The organism is Thermalbibacter longus, assembly GCF_023806485.1.
Lineage (GTDB): Bacteria > Chloroflexota > Chloroflexia > Thermomicrobiales > Thermomicrobiaceae > Thermalbibacter > Thermalbibacter longus.
On record NZ_JAMSLR010000001.1, the window covers coordinates 247,058 to 259,861 of the forward strand.

The 12,804-nt window shown below is 66.5% G+C and carries 13 protein-coding genes; 6 read left to right on the forward strand and 7 right to left on the reverse strand.

Going from position 1 to position 12,804, the window contains the following annotated elements; all coding sequences use genetic code 11:
• Entirely contained in the window at positions 1-1,227 is a 1,227-nt protein-coding gene (locus tag NET02_RS01085) for an MFS transporter (protein WP_284055520.1), read from the reverse strand.
• A gap of 137 nt (positions 1,228-1,364) precedes the next feature.
• Between NET02_RS01085 and NET02_RS01090 the strand changes: the two genes are divergently transcribed.
• Positions 1,365-2,504 carry a M24 family metallopeptidase gene (locus NET02_RS01090; RefSeq protein WP_284055521.1) on the forward strand — a complete coding sequence of 380 codons (1,140 nt, stop codon included), beginning with the start codon at positions 1,365-1,367 and terminating at the stop codon, positions 2,502-2,504.
• A gap of 62 nt (positions 2,505-2,566) precedes the next feature.
• On the opposite strand, the gene NET02_RS01095 is transcribed toward NET02_RS01090, so the two are convergent.
• Positions 2,567-3,682 (reverse strand): pyridoxal-phosphate dependent enzyme, encoded by a 1,116-nt coding sequence (locus NET02_RS01095; RefSeq protein ID WP_284055522.1) that lies wholly within the window; start codon positions 3,680-3,682, stop codon positions 2,567-2,569.
• A gap of 245 nt (positions 3,683-3,927) precedes the next feature.
• Here NET02_RS01095 and NET02_RS01100 point away from each other — a divergent pair, with 245 nt between their 5' ends.
• Positions 3,928-4,176 (forward strand): hypothetical protein, encoded by a 249-nt coding sequence (locus NET02_RS01100; RefSeq protein WP_284055523.1) that lies wholly within the window; start codon positions 3,928-3,930, stop codon positions 4,174-4,176.
• A gap of 105 nt (positions 4,177-4,281) precedes the next feature.
• On the opposite strand, the gene NET02_RS01105 is transcribed toward NET02_RS01100, so the two are convergent.
• From NET02_RS01105 to NET02_RS01125, 5 genes are all read right to left on the reverse strand, one after another.
• Positions 4,282-5,352: a Zn-dependent alcohol dehydrogenase gene (locus tag NET02_RS01105; protein WP_284055524.1), complete on the reverse strand. Its 1,071-nt coding sequence runs from the start codon at positions 5,350-5,352 to the stop codon at positions 4,282-4,284.
• Positions 5,353-5,433: 81 nt separating this feature from the next.
• Positions 5,434-6,144: a hypothetical protein gene (locus tag NET02_RS01110; protein ID WP_284055525.1), complete on the reverse strand. Its 711-nt coding sequence runs from the start codon at positions 6,142-6,144 to the stop codon at positions 5,434-5,436.
• 442 nt (positions 6,145-6,586) lie between these two features.
• Positions 6,587-7,459 carry a class III extradiol dioxygenase subunit B-like domain-containing protein gene (locus tag NET02_RS01115; protein ID WP_284055526.1) on the reverse strand — a complete coding sequence of 291 codons (873 nt, stop codon included), beginning with the start codon at positions 7,457-7,459 and terminating at the stop codon, positions 6,587-6,589.
• Between the two features lie 224 nt (positions 7,460-7,683).
• A complete protein-coding gene (locus tag NET02_RS01120; protein ID WP_284055527.1) occupies positions 7,684-7,992 on the reverse strand; it encodes a hypothetical protein in 309 nt (102 codons plus the stop codon).
• A gap of 184 nt (positions 7,993-8,176) precedes the next feature.
• Positions 8,177-8,749: a cysteine dioxygenase family protein gene (locus NET02_RS01125; protein ID WP_284055528.1), complete on the reverse strand. Its 573-nt coding sequence runs from the start codon at positions 8,747-8,749 to the stop codon at positions 8,177-8,179.
• Between the two features lie 142 nt (positions 8,750-8,891).
• Between NET02_RS01125 and NET02_RS01130 the strand changes: the two genes are divergently transcribed.
• From NET02_RS01130 to NET02_RS01145, 4 genes are all read left to right on the forward strand, one after another.
• Positions 8,892-9,599 carry an HAD family hydrolase gene (locus tag NET02_RS01130; RefSeq protein WP_284055529.1) on the forward strand — a complete coding sequence of 236 codons (708 nt, stop codon included), beginning with the start codon at positions 8,892-8,894 and terminating at the stop codon, positions 9,597-9,599.
• Between the two features lie 198 nt (positions 9,600-9,797).
• Positions 9,798-10,763 (forward strand): 4-hydroxy-3-methylbut-2-enyl diphosphate reductase, encoded by a 966-nt coding sequence (gene ispH, locus NET02_RS01135; protein WP_284055530.1) that lies wholly within the window; start codon positions 9,798-9,800, stop codon positions 10,761-10,763.
• Between the two features lie 200 nt (positions 10,764-10,963).
• On the forward strand, positions 10,964-11,707 hold the full coding sequence (locus tag NET02_RS01140; protein WP_284055531.1) for a phosphatase PAP2 family protein: 744 nt from the start codon (positions 10,964-10,966) through the stop codon (positions 11,705-11,707).
• Complete coding sequence (locus tag NET02_RS01145; protein ID WP_284055532.1) at positions 11,704-12,561, forward strand: glycerophosphodiester phosphodiesterase; 858 nt, start codon at positions 11,704-11,706, stop codon at positions 12,559-12,561. Before NET02_RS01140 ends, NET02_RS01145 begins: the two co-directional genes overlap by 4 nt.
• Positions 12,562-12,804 lie beyond the last annotated feature (243 nt).

Genomic DNA, 12,804 nt, shown 5'->3' on the forward strand with positions numbered 1-12,804 from the left:
TCAGTCTCCCTTTGCCACCTGTTGCTGAGCGGTAACCGGGCGAGTTTCTTGTTTCCAGCGTGTTTCCTCTACGAAGAGAGCCAGGGTGCCGGCCGCAGCCAGCCCGAGGCCGGCGACTGTCCCAGCCGTGAGGACGAGCCCGATCAAGTCGGCGACGGTTCCGATGATCAGCGGCGCCAGGGCCTGGCCGCTATCGCCGATGAGCCGCCAGATGCCCAGGAACTCGCCGGTGCGCCCACGCGGCGCCAGGTCGGCCCCTAGTGTCATCATCGTGCCCGAGCCGATCCCGTTGCCGAACCCGAGCACCAGTGCTGCGCCGAGGAGCGTCCAGTAGCTGTCGGTGAAGGGGATAAGTGCCATGCCGAGTCCGAGGATGAGAAAGGATGGCACCGCAGCGGCCTTTCGCCCATAGCGGTCCATGATCATGCCGGCCGGTACGAAGAGGGACATGTCGACCACCGACATAAGGCTCAAGATGAAGCCTACCTCTGCGCGATCGAGCCCGATGACCTCGCTACCGTAGAGCGGGATCACCAGTTGCCGGGCAGCGCGGATCATCTGGGCGAAAATCTGCGCAGAACCGGCGGCCAGGAGCTCACGCTGTCGGTCCTGGACGATCTCGCGGAGCACTCCAACTCCGAACTGGTGACCGGAGAGGGGAGTCCAACTCGCTGGCGGATCTACAGCGACGGCTGCTATGGCCAGCGCGACGAACGCCAGCGCCCCCGCAACCAGGATCGGGACGCTCAGGCCGTACAGTTGCCCGAGTAGCCCGCCCACAGCGGGGCCGGCGAACCATCCGATACGGTTGATGCCGCCGAAGACAGCGATGGCACGCCCCCTCGAAGCAGTGGGCACGGCGTGAGTCACGTAGGTGTGCCGTGAAAGTCCCCAGAGTGCGGTTCCGATCCCAGCGATAAAGCGGTAGAGGATCAACTCAGGCGCGAACCCAGCGAATGCGAGCGCGATAGTCCCGGTGCCGAACAGACCGCAGCCGATCACCATCGAGCGGCGGAAGCCCAGCCGGGGTAGCAACAGTCCAGTAGGGAGATCCGCGAGCAGGGTGCCGATCCAGGCGGCCGACACGACGAGTCCAGCGAGGCCGTAAGAGCCGCCGAACTCCAATGCGTACAGGGGCAGGATGGGTACCATCACGCCCTGCCCGAATGCGAGCAGGACAGTGGGCAGGTAAACTGGGAGGAGAAGCCGCTGGTGCTCTCGCTGCATCCAGCCCTCCGCGCGGACGGCGTCCTGCAGTCGCAGGCGCCACGCCGGACAACCAATCCCGCGACGCCCTGGCCGCGTTCCGTATGCTACCAGATCGCCGGTGAAAGCGACGCTCGCCAGCGAGACCGGGAGGCAGTATGACAGGTCCGATTGCTCGACGCGTCTTCACCGATCAGGAATTCGCGCGGCGCTGGCAGTCCCTGCGGCGCATTCTGACCGACCATCAGGTCGATCTCGCTGTGCTGGTGGACGCCGACACGATCTATTACCTGACCGGCTTCGCCGGCTCGGGTTCCGCGTTTCAGGCACTGCTCGTACCGATGGATAACGAACCGGTCCATCTGTTGAGGTACACTGAGGAGTTGTCCTTTCTCAGCACATCCTGGCTCGATGTACCAGCGTTCTACAACGACTGGGATAATCCGGTGGTGCTGGCCGCCCGGCTGGCCAGGAAGCTCGTGCCGCGACTGCGGCGGGTCGGCATCGAGAAAGCGTCGTACCACCTCGCTGCGCGCCGGTATGAGCAGCTTATGGCCGAGTGGCCGGGCGCCCTCGGGGTTGATCTCTCGGATGCGATCGGCTGGCTCCGGCTCGTGAAGTCCCCCGAAGAGATCGAGCAGCACCGGCAGGCTGCCATAGCCGTTCAGCGGGGCCTGGAGACCGGCGTTGCGGCTGTCCGTGCCGGCGTGCGCGAGCGGGAGATCGCTGCAGCCCTGGCCGGCACACTCGTTCGCGCGGGAGCCGACACGTTGTTTCCCGGCACCATCGTCTCTGGGGAGCGACTGCGCGACGTCGATGGTCGACTCGGTGACCGCACCCTGCAACATGGCGATCTGGTACGAATGGAGATGACCAACAGCGTGAATCGCTACTGGGCGCGGCTGACCAGGATGGTGTCAGTGGGTCCTCCCTCCGCCGAGATGGCTGAGCTATACGAGCAGGTGCGGCTCGCGCAGGAAGAGCAGATCACGCGTCTGGTTCCGGGCGCGATCCCCTCAGAGCTCGACGCGTTCGTTCGGTCCAAGCTGCCGATTGGGCTCTGGACCATGCAGCTCTCGGGCTATGCGCTCGCCTGCCATGAGTGCCGGATCGGGTGGAGCGAGCTCGACCGCTTCTGGATCGTTCGCGACGAGTATCGACCGCTGGCTGCCGGCATGGTCTTCCATATGGTGCTCACTGCCGGTCCTGGTCTATCGGTCGGCGATACCGTCGTCGTGACCGAGCAGGGTGGCCGGTATCTGACAACGTACCCTCGCGATCTCATCGTCGTCGAGTGAAGGGGAATTTCCCTCGTCCATCAGATTCCCCGGGGCACGTCGGCCTGAGGCTTCTCGCCTCCCTATTCCAAGGCGAGGCTGCCCGTCTTCAATCCGGAACCCGTCAGCACGATCACCGCCTCGCCGGCGGGCATCGGCCGGCCGCGCGCGACGGCTTGGCGGAACGCTGCCGCACCGAGCGCAGCGGTGGGCTCGACGTAGAGTCCCTGTCGCCAGAGCTGGCGGAGCGTGTCCACCAGCGAGTCTTCATCGATCGCCTCGACCCACCCATCGCTCCGGCGGATAGCCGCCAGCATCTGGCGCCCTCGCGGTGGCGCGGCGATCCGAGCACCCTCAGCCAGGGTGGTCGCTGGAGCGACCGGTGACACGTCTGGTTCCCCGCGCTCGAACGCCTGCACGAGCGGCGCGCAGGCGAGCGGCTGAGCCGCAACGAGTTTCGGGTACGGTCCGGGAAGGGCCTGGCAGGCCCGCCAGGCGCCGATGAGCAAGCTCCCTCCGCCGACTGGCAGAAAGCAGGCACTCGGGAAGCGCCCTCCGAGCTGCTCCCACACCTCGAGCAGCCACGTCTTCGTTCCCTCGACGAAGACCGGATGCCAGTTGTGGCTCGCATAGGCGGCCGCGGGGTCGGCTGTGGCGGCACGCTGGGCAGTCGCGGCAACGCGCTCCCGGGAGCCCTCGACGAGCGTCACCTCTGCGCCGTAGGCGCGTGCCTGGGCCAGCTTGGCTGGTGATGTGGCCGCCGGCGCGAAGACATGGCATTCGAGCCTGGCGGCAGCGCAGTAGGCAGCGAGCGCGGCGGCGGCGTTGCCGGACGAGTCCACGACCAGTCTCCGGTAGCCCTGGCAGCGGAGATGGCTCACGAGGACTGCAGCTCCGCGATCCTTGAACGAACCGGTCGGCAGCAAGAAGTCGAGCTTGAACCATACGGGGTGGCCCGAGAGTTCCCCCGGCACCAGCGGCGTCATCCCCTCGCCGAGCGAGACCGCCTCCGATCGAGCGGTCGGCAGAATCTGCTCGTAGCGCCAGAGCGTGTGCTCGGCCGGGAGGAGCCGCTGGATATCGAAGAGGTCAGGGCCGCGCAGGATCCAAGCTGCGCCACAGTGCGGGCAGCGCCAGCCGGCGCTGTCCAACGGATCCTCAGCGCCACAGCGTTCGCAGAGCACCGTCCATCCGCCCACGCCTCGCCCTCCCACGGAACCCGATCTCACACGAGCTGTCGCCGGCTACTCGCCTCGACCAGCATGCACTCTCGAGGCACATGCGCCGCTTCCCAGGCAGCCGTTCTCCGGCCGAGCCGAATGCCCATATCCCCCTGATCGCTCATCCGCGTACAGCACTCAAGTACCAGGACCTTCGTGCCGAAGAGACTAATGAGAGCAGAACCGTTTCGGTGCACGGACCGTTTGCCGGGTGGGGGCGCGAGATGGATCCACTCGATGAGTTCGCTACCGACCCAGTCCAGCAGCTTGCGGCGGCGGTGGTCCGCCAGGCGGTCGAGGATGCGGTCCTGAATAACGCAGCGCTTCAGTGGCTCGCCAGCCCGGCGGCGCTCGGCTGGCTCGCGTTGCTCACGCCGGCCGGGCTGGCCCCACAGGATGTGCAAGAGACTGCACTTCGGGCGGTGCGGCGCCGGCGCGCTACCTTGAACCGGCGCTTCGCGCGCGCCGGCTGAGTCTTGCCTCCCTAGGGTAGTCCTGCTTTCTCCCCGCACCCGGCCGGCTGGTGCCAGGCTACGGCAAGCCCAGCTCCGGGCGCGCGGGCATGGCTTCATCATGTCTCACTCGAAGACAATGATACTGCGCGCGACCTCCCCTGCCCGGAGGGCATCGAAGGCCTGGTTGATCTCCTCCAGCCGGTACCGGCGGCTGATCAGCTCGTCCAGTTTGATCCGCCCGGCGAGGTATAGATCGACATAGCGTGGGATGTCGACGTGGGGCTGTACCGATCCGTAGAAGCACCCGACCAGGCTCTTGCCGCTGCGCATGAGACTGGCCGGCAAGCGCACGAAGTCGTCGTCGGCGCCGAAGCCCACCACCACGGCGACACCGCCGCGACGCACCATCTCGTACGCCTGCTCGATCGTCTTCGAGAAGCCGACGACCTCGAACGCGTAGTCAGCTCCCCGGCCGCCGGTGTAGCGGCGCACCGCTTCGATCGGGTCTTCCTGCTGCGCGTTCACAACGTGCGTCGCGCCGAACCGGCGAGCGAGCTCCAGCTTGTAGTCGAGCGTGTCGATCGCGATGATCCTGGCGGCGCCAGCCAGCCAGGCGCCCTGCACCACGTTGAGGCCTACGCCACCGATACCGATAACAGCTACGCTCGATCCGGGCTCGACTCTCACGGTCTTGGTCGCTGCCCCGATGCCGGTCGTCACGCCGCAGGCAATCAGCGCCGCCCGATCGATCGGCATCTCGTCGGGGATCGGGACGAGGTTGGTGGCGTCCACGTTCGCATACTCGGCGAAGGATCCCACGCCGAGCAGCGGGGTCAGGGGCTGCTCACCCTTGCGCAGCCGTACATGGGCCGGAAGCGGCTTCTCACAGAGGTGGTCGAGACCCCGGAGGCAGAAGTAGCACTCCCCGCACTTGGAGCCGAAGGCGATGATCACCCGATCGCCGGGCTTGACCCGGGTGACTCCCGGACCGACGGCTTCGACCACTCCCGCTCCCTCGTGGCCGAGCACGGCGGGGAGAACCAGATAGGTGTCCCGCAGGATGTGGTGCAGGTCGGAGTGGCACACGCCGCTCGCCAGGATCCGCACTCGGGCCTCGCCCGGTGCCGGGTCAGTGATCTCCACCTCTTCGATGACCAGGGGAGACCGGCGCTCCCACAGCACGGCCGCCTTCACCTCACCGCCTCCTTCGCTGTTGCGGTACCGCTGTTGCGTCCATGCTAGCTGGCTGCTGGCCATTCGTAAAGCGGCGCGTCGCTACTGGTAGATCACCACATCCGGCTGCGGCGTCAATGCCACCACCTGTTCCGGCATCATCAGATCCAGGTCTTGCGCGTAGAACAATTTGAAACCGCCGTGCTCAGCACCATCGGCACGGACGAACTGCTCGTAATTGGCGACCTTCTGTTCGGACCGGCCGAAGCCATCCTGATCGATAACCAGGTCGACGTTAGGGAAGTCCTGAATCTCGCTCTTCTTGCGAATCATGCTGGGCACAAACTGATGGACAATGAGGATTTTGTCGGGGAGCCGGTGCTCTTCGACCAGTCGTTGCAGCATCTCCTGCGCGCGGTTGATGTCCGACGCGTCAACTCCACCGACGATCGTACCCGGCGCATGATCCGGACCGGTAGCGAACTCGGGATCGAGTGCCAGGTGCACGCGCGGCTGCTCGAGGTACCCGAGGATGCGCGATAGCTCGGCATCGACGGTGCTGTGCCCGAGCTGGATGTCGAGAAAGACCAGGAGGTCGTGCTGCTCGGCGGCGGCCAGATAGCGGCGCAACGTTTCCTCGGGCATCCGAGCCAGGTACGAGCCATCAGCGGTCGGGTTCGCCTGCGCTACCGCGTAGATCAGATGTAGAGCCGGGGCGACCGCGCGCGGTCCGTTCACAGCGTCGTAGGCCGCAGCCTGCTCTAGGAGCTTCGGTATGACCTCCTCCGGCTCGCCACTGCCGAGCACGCCCATGCGTGGCTCCCCCGGGTAGCCGTAGAGGGAGACGACCTGGCAACTCTGGAAGAGCGAACCCGGCCCGGCTGGCTGGAGGACGAGCGGCGGGCTTTCAGTTCTCGCGCCAGGAGCGTCGGAGCGCGGCTGGTAGCAGTGGGCGAGAGGGAGTGGCGGCGGCGTGGGAGTCGGAAGTGGGGTCGGAGATGGGGTGGGCGTGGGAGTCGGCATCGCGGTGGGCGTCGGGGCATCGTGGGGCACCCCCGGACTTCCCGCCGAATCACCGCTTGCTGTCGGCGGGGCTGGCCGTCCGGGGTCCACACGACATCCGGCGAGGATTAGGATGAGGATCGCGATGATCTGGTGCCATCGACTCACGCGCTGGTCCTCTCCGCTCAGCCTCGCGCCTTGGAACGCAACGCCGCAAGGCTAGCCCAGAGAGCGCCGTGAGCCAACTGCACGTTTACCCTGCTGGAGTGAAGGCTGCCACGATCATCCCGTAGTAGCTGGGCGCCTCATAGCTGAGCACCTCGCCGCGCATGGGTACGCGGCGCATCGCGCCAGCGAGCATGAGCGTCTGCCAGAGGCCGTCGATCGCTGCATTGGCGACCTGCTCCTCTGGAAGGTCGATGAGCCGGCCTGGATCGTTGTCGCGCAGGGCCGCCACCACGAGCTCGTCGACGACGGCTGCGTCCGGGTGGAAGCCGTACGGGCCGTCGGCTCGGTGCGTGTGTGCCCAGTCGCAGGAAGCGATGAACGCGACGCGCCGGCCGTCACGAGCAGCAGCCTCGGCGATGGCTTCCCCGAAGGTGACCATGGCGGCCCGCGGGAGCGCGCGTGACGGTGTGGCGATGACGACTGGGGGGCCGGAGTCCTCTTCAGGACGCGGAGCCAGAACATCCCCGTAGCCGGCCAAGTTACGGTCGTGGCCGAGGAACCAGAGCGGCGTGATGGTTCCCCAGTCGAGCGGAATCACGCTCTGGTCGCGCCGGTTGCCAGCGAAACCGGCCAGAGCGATCGGTAGGCCCATCTCCCGAGCGGTCGCGGCGATCGAGTCGGTGAGGCGGCCGTCGACCGGCACGTTCATCTCGACCTGGCGCCCGTGCCAGCGCAGGGTCCCAGCGCCTCGAGCCACGTTGGCCAGGCAGATAGTGCCATCCACCCGGACGCCATGCGGCGTGGCTACGACCAGCACCTCGGGCCGCGCGGCGGCACAGCGTCGCCCCAGCTCTTGCATCGCGGCGCGCGTGGCCAGTGCCCCTTCCGCGTCCTCGCTGAGTTCGGGGATGATCGGGAATCCATGAGGAGCGACCGCAGCGAAGACGAGACCAGCCATCGTTTCCCCCCTCCGTCGGTGCGTCCTACTCACACCGCGGCAGTATGGCCGAGGGTTCGGATGCCGTCAAATGAGGACGCCATGGATTGATACGAGCCACTGGCCAGGAGCGTCACTGATCGGGCCCTCAATGACGGGGGATAACTCGACCGGCCGCGGGTTCAGCGCCAGCGTTCGGGGTAGCCTAGCAGATTTCGCTGGGCTGGCAGCCGGAGTGCCGCGATTCAGGGCATCGCGCGGAAGCGGACGCGCTGGCTCGCGAAGTCGAGGAGGACAGCTTCGATGGCGAAGACAGCGGCTGGCACAGCCGGGTCCGGCAGAAGCAGCGAGAGGAGCGCCCACAGGCCCGTTGTTAGTCCGAGAATTCCGGTACAGATGAGTGTCCAAATACTGATCAGCCGGCCACGCGATCGAGCAATCATCAGCACGCGGCGTTGCCCGGAGAGCGACCGTGATGCCCGGCGAGAAAGCACAAGGCCGCCAAAAGAGACGAGGAGCACGATCGAGAGCATCCGGTCTGGCGAGAGCTCCATTGTGCTGCTCCTTCTAAAAATTGGTAATTGGCAGCCGGCAACGAAGAATCTCCGACACCAATGCTGATGTAACGATCGACGGAGCTCGTCGCTATGACCGAGAAGTCCTGGTAGACACCAGGAATTCCCGTTCAGCCTCCGACCGGCCGGTTTGGCGTGCTGGCGCTCTGATGCCTGCCGCCCGCTACATCGTTCGACCAGTGACGGCCTCGACCGTGCCGCGTTCGGGGTCGAAGATATGCCGGTGTTGCCGAGATAGGTCGGCGCCCAGGACATGCAGTGAGTAACTCGGTTCCGCACCGACGGTCTCGATCCGGTGGATATCGTCGGGAGGCATGAGCGGGTACACCGCACCCTGCTCGAGCACCGTGTCCTCGATGACTTCGAGGACAGCGCGGCCTGGCTGGCTGCCGTCGTCCAGCCGGCGGTAGCGGGTGGTGCGCTGCTTACCGCGACAGACGCCGATAATTCCCCAGGTCACGTGGTCGTGGACCGGGGTGGGCTGGCCAGGGGCGAACTCGACCATGTAGATCTGCAGAGATCCGTCCGGGGCGCGATAGTAGACGTGCCGTGGTCTGCCGTTCTCTGGCTCGGCCCGGTAGCGCTCGTCGAACAACCTCTCGTCCCGGACGACTCTCTCGACTAGCGGTCGTAACCGTTCGATGACGCGCGCTCGATCGTCACCGCACTCTGCCATCACCGCCCGCGCGTCCGCGACGAAGTCCTCGATCGTGTAGGTGCTCGCTGGCTCTCTCATCTCTCTACCTCCGCTCAGTAGCGCGCCGCTTCAACAGTCTAGCCGAACGCGGCTCTCCCTCGAGCCCTCTGCATCGTAGCGCTTGACGGCTCCTCTGTGCCTGCGTAGGCTTGCTGACTGTACCGGAGGGATAGGCAAAGCCGTGCGCGCTGGGCAACGCTCGGGACCCTCGCTGAAGCTCGTTCTCTTCGACCTCGACGATACTCTATGCGATCAGGCCACCTCGTTCCGGCGACGTGTCGAACGCGCCGTTCAAGCTGCGCTCGCCGGAGAGCGTCATAGCGACACCGAGGCGATCATCGAGCGCGTTGTGACCGGGGCGCTGATGCGGACTGAAGACCTGGTGGAGGTGCTCGCCGAGTTCGGCCTGGCCGACTCCTGGCGAATCGAGCGCGCGATCGAGGCGTACATCAGTGATCGCTTCATCGACCTCTGCCTCTTCGATGAGGCGCTCGAGGTCGTCAGAGCCGTGCAGCAGCGCGTGCTGACCGGGCTGGTGACCAACGGGCCGAGCCAGATCCAGCGCGAGAAGCTGCACCGCCTCGGAATCGCCGATCTCTTCCCGATCGTCATCATCTCTGAAGAGGTCGGGGTGGCGAAGCCTGATCCAGCGGTCTTTCGGCTCGCCCTCGACCGCGCGGGTGTACCGGCGTCGCAATCTGCCTTTGTCGGCGACAACCCCGCCGTAGACATCGCTGGAGCGCAGGCAGCCGGGCTGATGAGCATCTGGTACAACCGCCAGGGCCGGCCCTGGCCGGGGGGACCGCCTCCCGATGCCGAAGTGCAGGCGCTTGGAGAGTTGCTGCCACTGCTCTTTCCGGACGAGCGGCGCGTTTCTCGGCTGGGATAGCTAGGCAGAGCGCCTACGCTGCTGCCCCGGTATACTCTATCCGGTGGCGAAGCTCGCCGGTGCTCCCGCTGGCGCTTTGCTTCACCTGGTCTCCTGCCAGGGGGAGCCGAACGCAGGCGGAGGTGCTGGCTGAGAGCCTTCTCAGCGGCTGCGACTCGAGGACGACCCGGCGAGGGCCGCGGGTGGAAGTAGGGAGCGATGACAGTAACGACCAAGGAGCGGCGGATCGTCCTGGCTGAAGTCATGGGCTACTGCTGGGGAGTCCGGCGCGCACTGGAGATCATCCAGCAGGCGGCGCAGGAGGGCGGGCCGGTCGCGACCGTTGGCGACGTGATCCACAATCCGCAGGTCGTGCAGCGGCTGCGTGGCCAGGGTATCGAGCCTCTGCCCTCGGTTCCCGAAGCCAAAGCCCGCGGCTTCCAGCGCGTCGCCATTACGGCGCACGGAGCCGGACCCGACCGCGCTCAGGAGGCCCAGTCTCACGGGCTAACCCTGATCGACACCACTTGCCCGCTCGTGACCAAGGTGCAACGCCTCGCGGAGAAGCTGGTCCGGCAGGGATATTTCCTGGTCGTCTACGGCGACGCGCACCACCCGGAGGTGCGTGGCGTGCTGGGGTGGGCAGGGACTAGCCGGGCGGTGGCCGCCAAGCACCTGAGCGACCTCCCCTGGACTGGCCCGCGGGGCGTACCCGGAGTCGTGGCCCCGCCGCGCAAAGTGGCGCTGGTCTCGCAGACGACCAAGCAGACCGACGAGTTCCTCGCATTTGCCGTGGAGCTGACGTCGTGGGTGGCGCGGCACGGGGGCGAGGTGCGGATCATCAACACGATCTGCCAACCGACCTGGGAACGACAGGAAGCGCTCAAGGCGCTGGCACAGGAAGTCGACGTGATCCTGGCGATCGGGGGGAAGAAGAGTTCGAACACGGCTCGGCTGGCTGAGGTCGGCCGGGCCTGCGGTGTGCCCAGCTATCACATCGAGGGGCCAAGCGAGCTCGACCCTGGCTGGTTCCAGGACGCCCAGGTCGTCGGGCTCACCGCCGGTGCCTCCACGCCGGACGAGGTGGTCTGGGAGGTGATCGAGGCACTGGTAGGTATGGGGTATCGCCGGCCAGAGAAGCTCTGGCGCTACGAGGCCCCCGATCTTGACGACTTCGCCGAGTAGAGCCTGCCTGGCCGGTAACGGGAGGCCCGGCGCACCTGTCTTGGAGCTCGGCTCGACGGCTCGCTGCTGTGCCGAGGGCCTGCTCGGTGGTGATCCGTTCCGGGGCGGGAAGCGCGGCAGGCTGGCTTGCGGGCTGAGCTGAGACCGTTGTGGGGTAAAGGTTGATCCGCGCGGGGTGGCAAGCGGAGCCAGTCGAGATTATGATGCCGCGAACCGCCGGTTGTCGCAGGCCGGCCACACCTCTCCTGGTGGTACCGCTTCTTTATAGCCTTGTCGCATTCCTCTTCTACCTCGTGCTGGCGCGCCGGGTGCGCCAGCAACCGGAATCCGCGCTCGATCTCGCGGTGACGCTGCGTGTGCAGCGCCTCGATCATCCGCTCCTCGGCAAGCTGATGAGCTGGGTGAGCTGGCCTGGCTTTCGTCCGCAAAGCCTGATCTTGCCCGGCCTGGTGGTTGGCTCCCTATGGGTTACGAGACGCCGGCTCGAGAGCCTGCTGCTGTTGGTGGCCTGGATGGCGAGCATGGGAAGCTTCCTGACGAAACTAGTCATCCGCCGCCCTCGGCCGCGACATCCGCTCATCCGGGTGACGCTGGCGAAGCTGCGCGACACGAGTTATCCCAGCGGGCACACCCTCCACTACACGGCGTTCTGGGGAATGGCAGCCTACCTCGCTGCGCGCGCCACCCCCTGGCGGCCGCTGCGCCGGCTGATCGCGGGCGCGGCAGCGGTGCTCATCGCGCTCGTCGGGCCATCGCGGATTTATCTCGGTCACCATTGGTTGACCGACGTCCTCGGCTCGTACCTGCTGGGGTCTTCCTGGCTGGTGGGGTTGATCTCGCTGCATCGCTGGCTCCGCGGTCGCCAGTCCTCCGCCGAGCAGGTCCCGCCTGCCACGAAGTCCGAGCGGGCGCGGCCGGCCGTGCTGGTCGGGAGATTCTGGTGAGCAATCCAGCCAGCGTGCGGCGACCGGTCGTCATCGCGCACCGGGGCGGCGCGCCGCGCGAGATCGAGAACAGCGCGGCTGCTTTCCGCCATGCTATCGCGGCCGGCGCCGACGCGCTCGAGTGCGACGTGCGCGCCACGGCCGACGGCGTGCTCGTCCTCATCCACGATAGCGAGATCCGCCTCGAGAGCAACGTCCGGCTCATCGTGCGGCAGACCCCCTATTCCGTGCTGAAGGATGCGCTTCCCTGGCTGTTGACCCTGGAGGACTTTCTCTCCGAGTTCGGGGGCCAGGCTCTCATCAACCTCGACCTGAAAGGGAAGGGGTACGAGGAGCAACTGGCGCAGACGGTGCGGGCCTGGGGACATCCGGAGCGAGTCTTCATCACTGGCCAGCGTTCGGCCAGTCTTCGCCGGTTGGCGGACATGTTGCCCGAAGCCACCTTCGGCCTCTCGCGCGGCCATATGTTGACCCGCTGGCCGGGCCGCCTTCAGGCCCGTGGCACTGCGGCCGCGCGCTGGCCGCTCGCGCTCCAGATGGCGATCGGCCTGCCGTATGCCAGGGCCGATGCCGTGGCACTCCATCACTGGATGGTGACGCAGCGCCTGGTGAGCTGGTTGCGGCGCGCCGGCTATGCCGTCACCACCTGGACAGTGGATGAGACCAGAGAGGCGCGGCGAGTGGTCGAAGCCGGCGTGTGGGCACTCACGACCAACGAGCCGGACGACCTCATCCCTGCCCTGGGTTGGAGCCGCCGGCCGGCCTTCGCAGGTTGCCCGGGTTGGCGCGAAGTCTTCGACCGGGACGCGCGGGCCGGCTCGACGTCGTCAAGCTGCGAGCGTTGCCCCAGATGATCTGAGCTGGCACGGGCTCTGGCCGAGGATCGCCATCCTACTGAGCGAGAGCGCGGTGGAATGTGCGTGCCAAGAGCCGTCGACAGGCCAGGCCATTTCCGAGTATCCTAGTAAGTTTTCTCTTGTCGCGATGCGCCGGGGTGCGTAGAATCAGCCCGGCATTTGTAGATGAGCAGGTTTGAACAGATTTGATGATATTTGAGCAAAGAGAGTCATGCAGGGTGGGAGTGGCGACAGTGCCCG

What these genes read in the sequence shown, in the direction of transcription:
- NET02_RS01085 (WP_284055520.1), bottom strand. Translation starts at nt 1,227, where the DNA reads ATGCAGCGAGAGCACCAGCGGCTTCTCCTCCCAGTTTACCTGCCCACT.
- NET02_RS01090 (WP_284055521.1), top strand. Translation starts at nt 1,365, where the DNA reads ATGACAGGTCCGATTGCTCGACGCGTCTTCACCGATCAGGAATTCGCG.
- NET02_RS01100 (WP_284055523.1), top strand. Translation starts at nt 3,928, where the DNA reads ATGGATCCACTCGATGAGTTCGCTACCGACCCAGTCCAGCAGCTTGCG.
- NET02_RS01110 (WP_284055525.1), bottom strand. Translation starts at nt 6,144, where the DNA reads ATGGGCGTGCTCGGCAGTGGCGAGCCGGAGGAGGTCATACCGAAGCTC.
- NET02_RS01115 (WP_284055526.1), bottom strand. Translation starts at nt 7,459, where the DNA reads ATGGCTGGTCTCGTCTTCGCTGCGGTCGCTCCTCATGGATTCCCGATC.
- NET02_RS01120 (WP_284055527.1), bottom strand. Translation starts at nt 7,992, where the DNA reads ATGGAGCTCTCGCCAGACCGGATGCTCTCGATCGTGCTCCTCGTCTCT.
- NET02_RS01125 (WP_284055528.1), bottom strand. Translation starts at nt 8,749, where the DNA reads ATGAGAGAGCCAGCGAGCACCTACACGATCGAGGACTTCGTCGCGGAC.
- ispH (WP_284055530.1), top strand. Translation starts at nt 9,798, where the DNA reads ATGACAGTAACGACCAAGGAGCGGCGGATCGTCCTGGCTGAAGTCATG.
- NET02_RS01140 (WP_284055531.1), top strand. Translation starts at nt 10,964, where the DNA reads ATGATGCCGCGAACCGCCGGTTGTCGCAGGCCGGCCACACCTCTCCTG.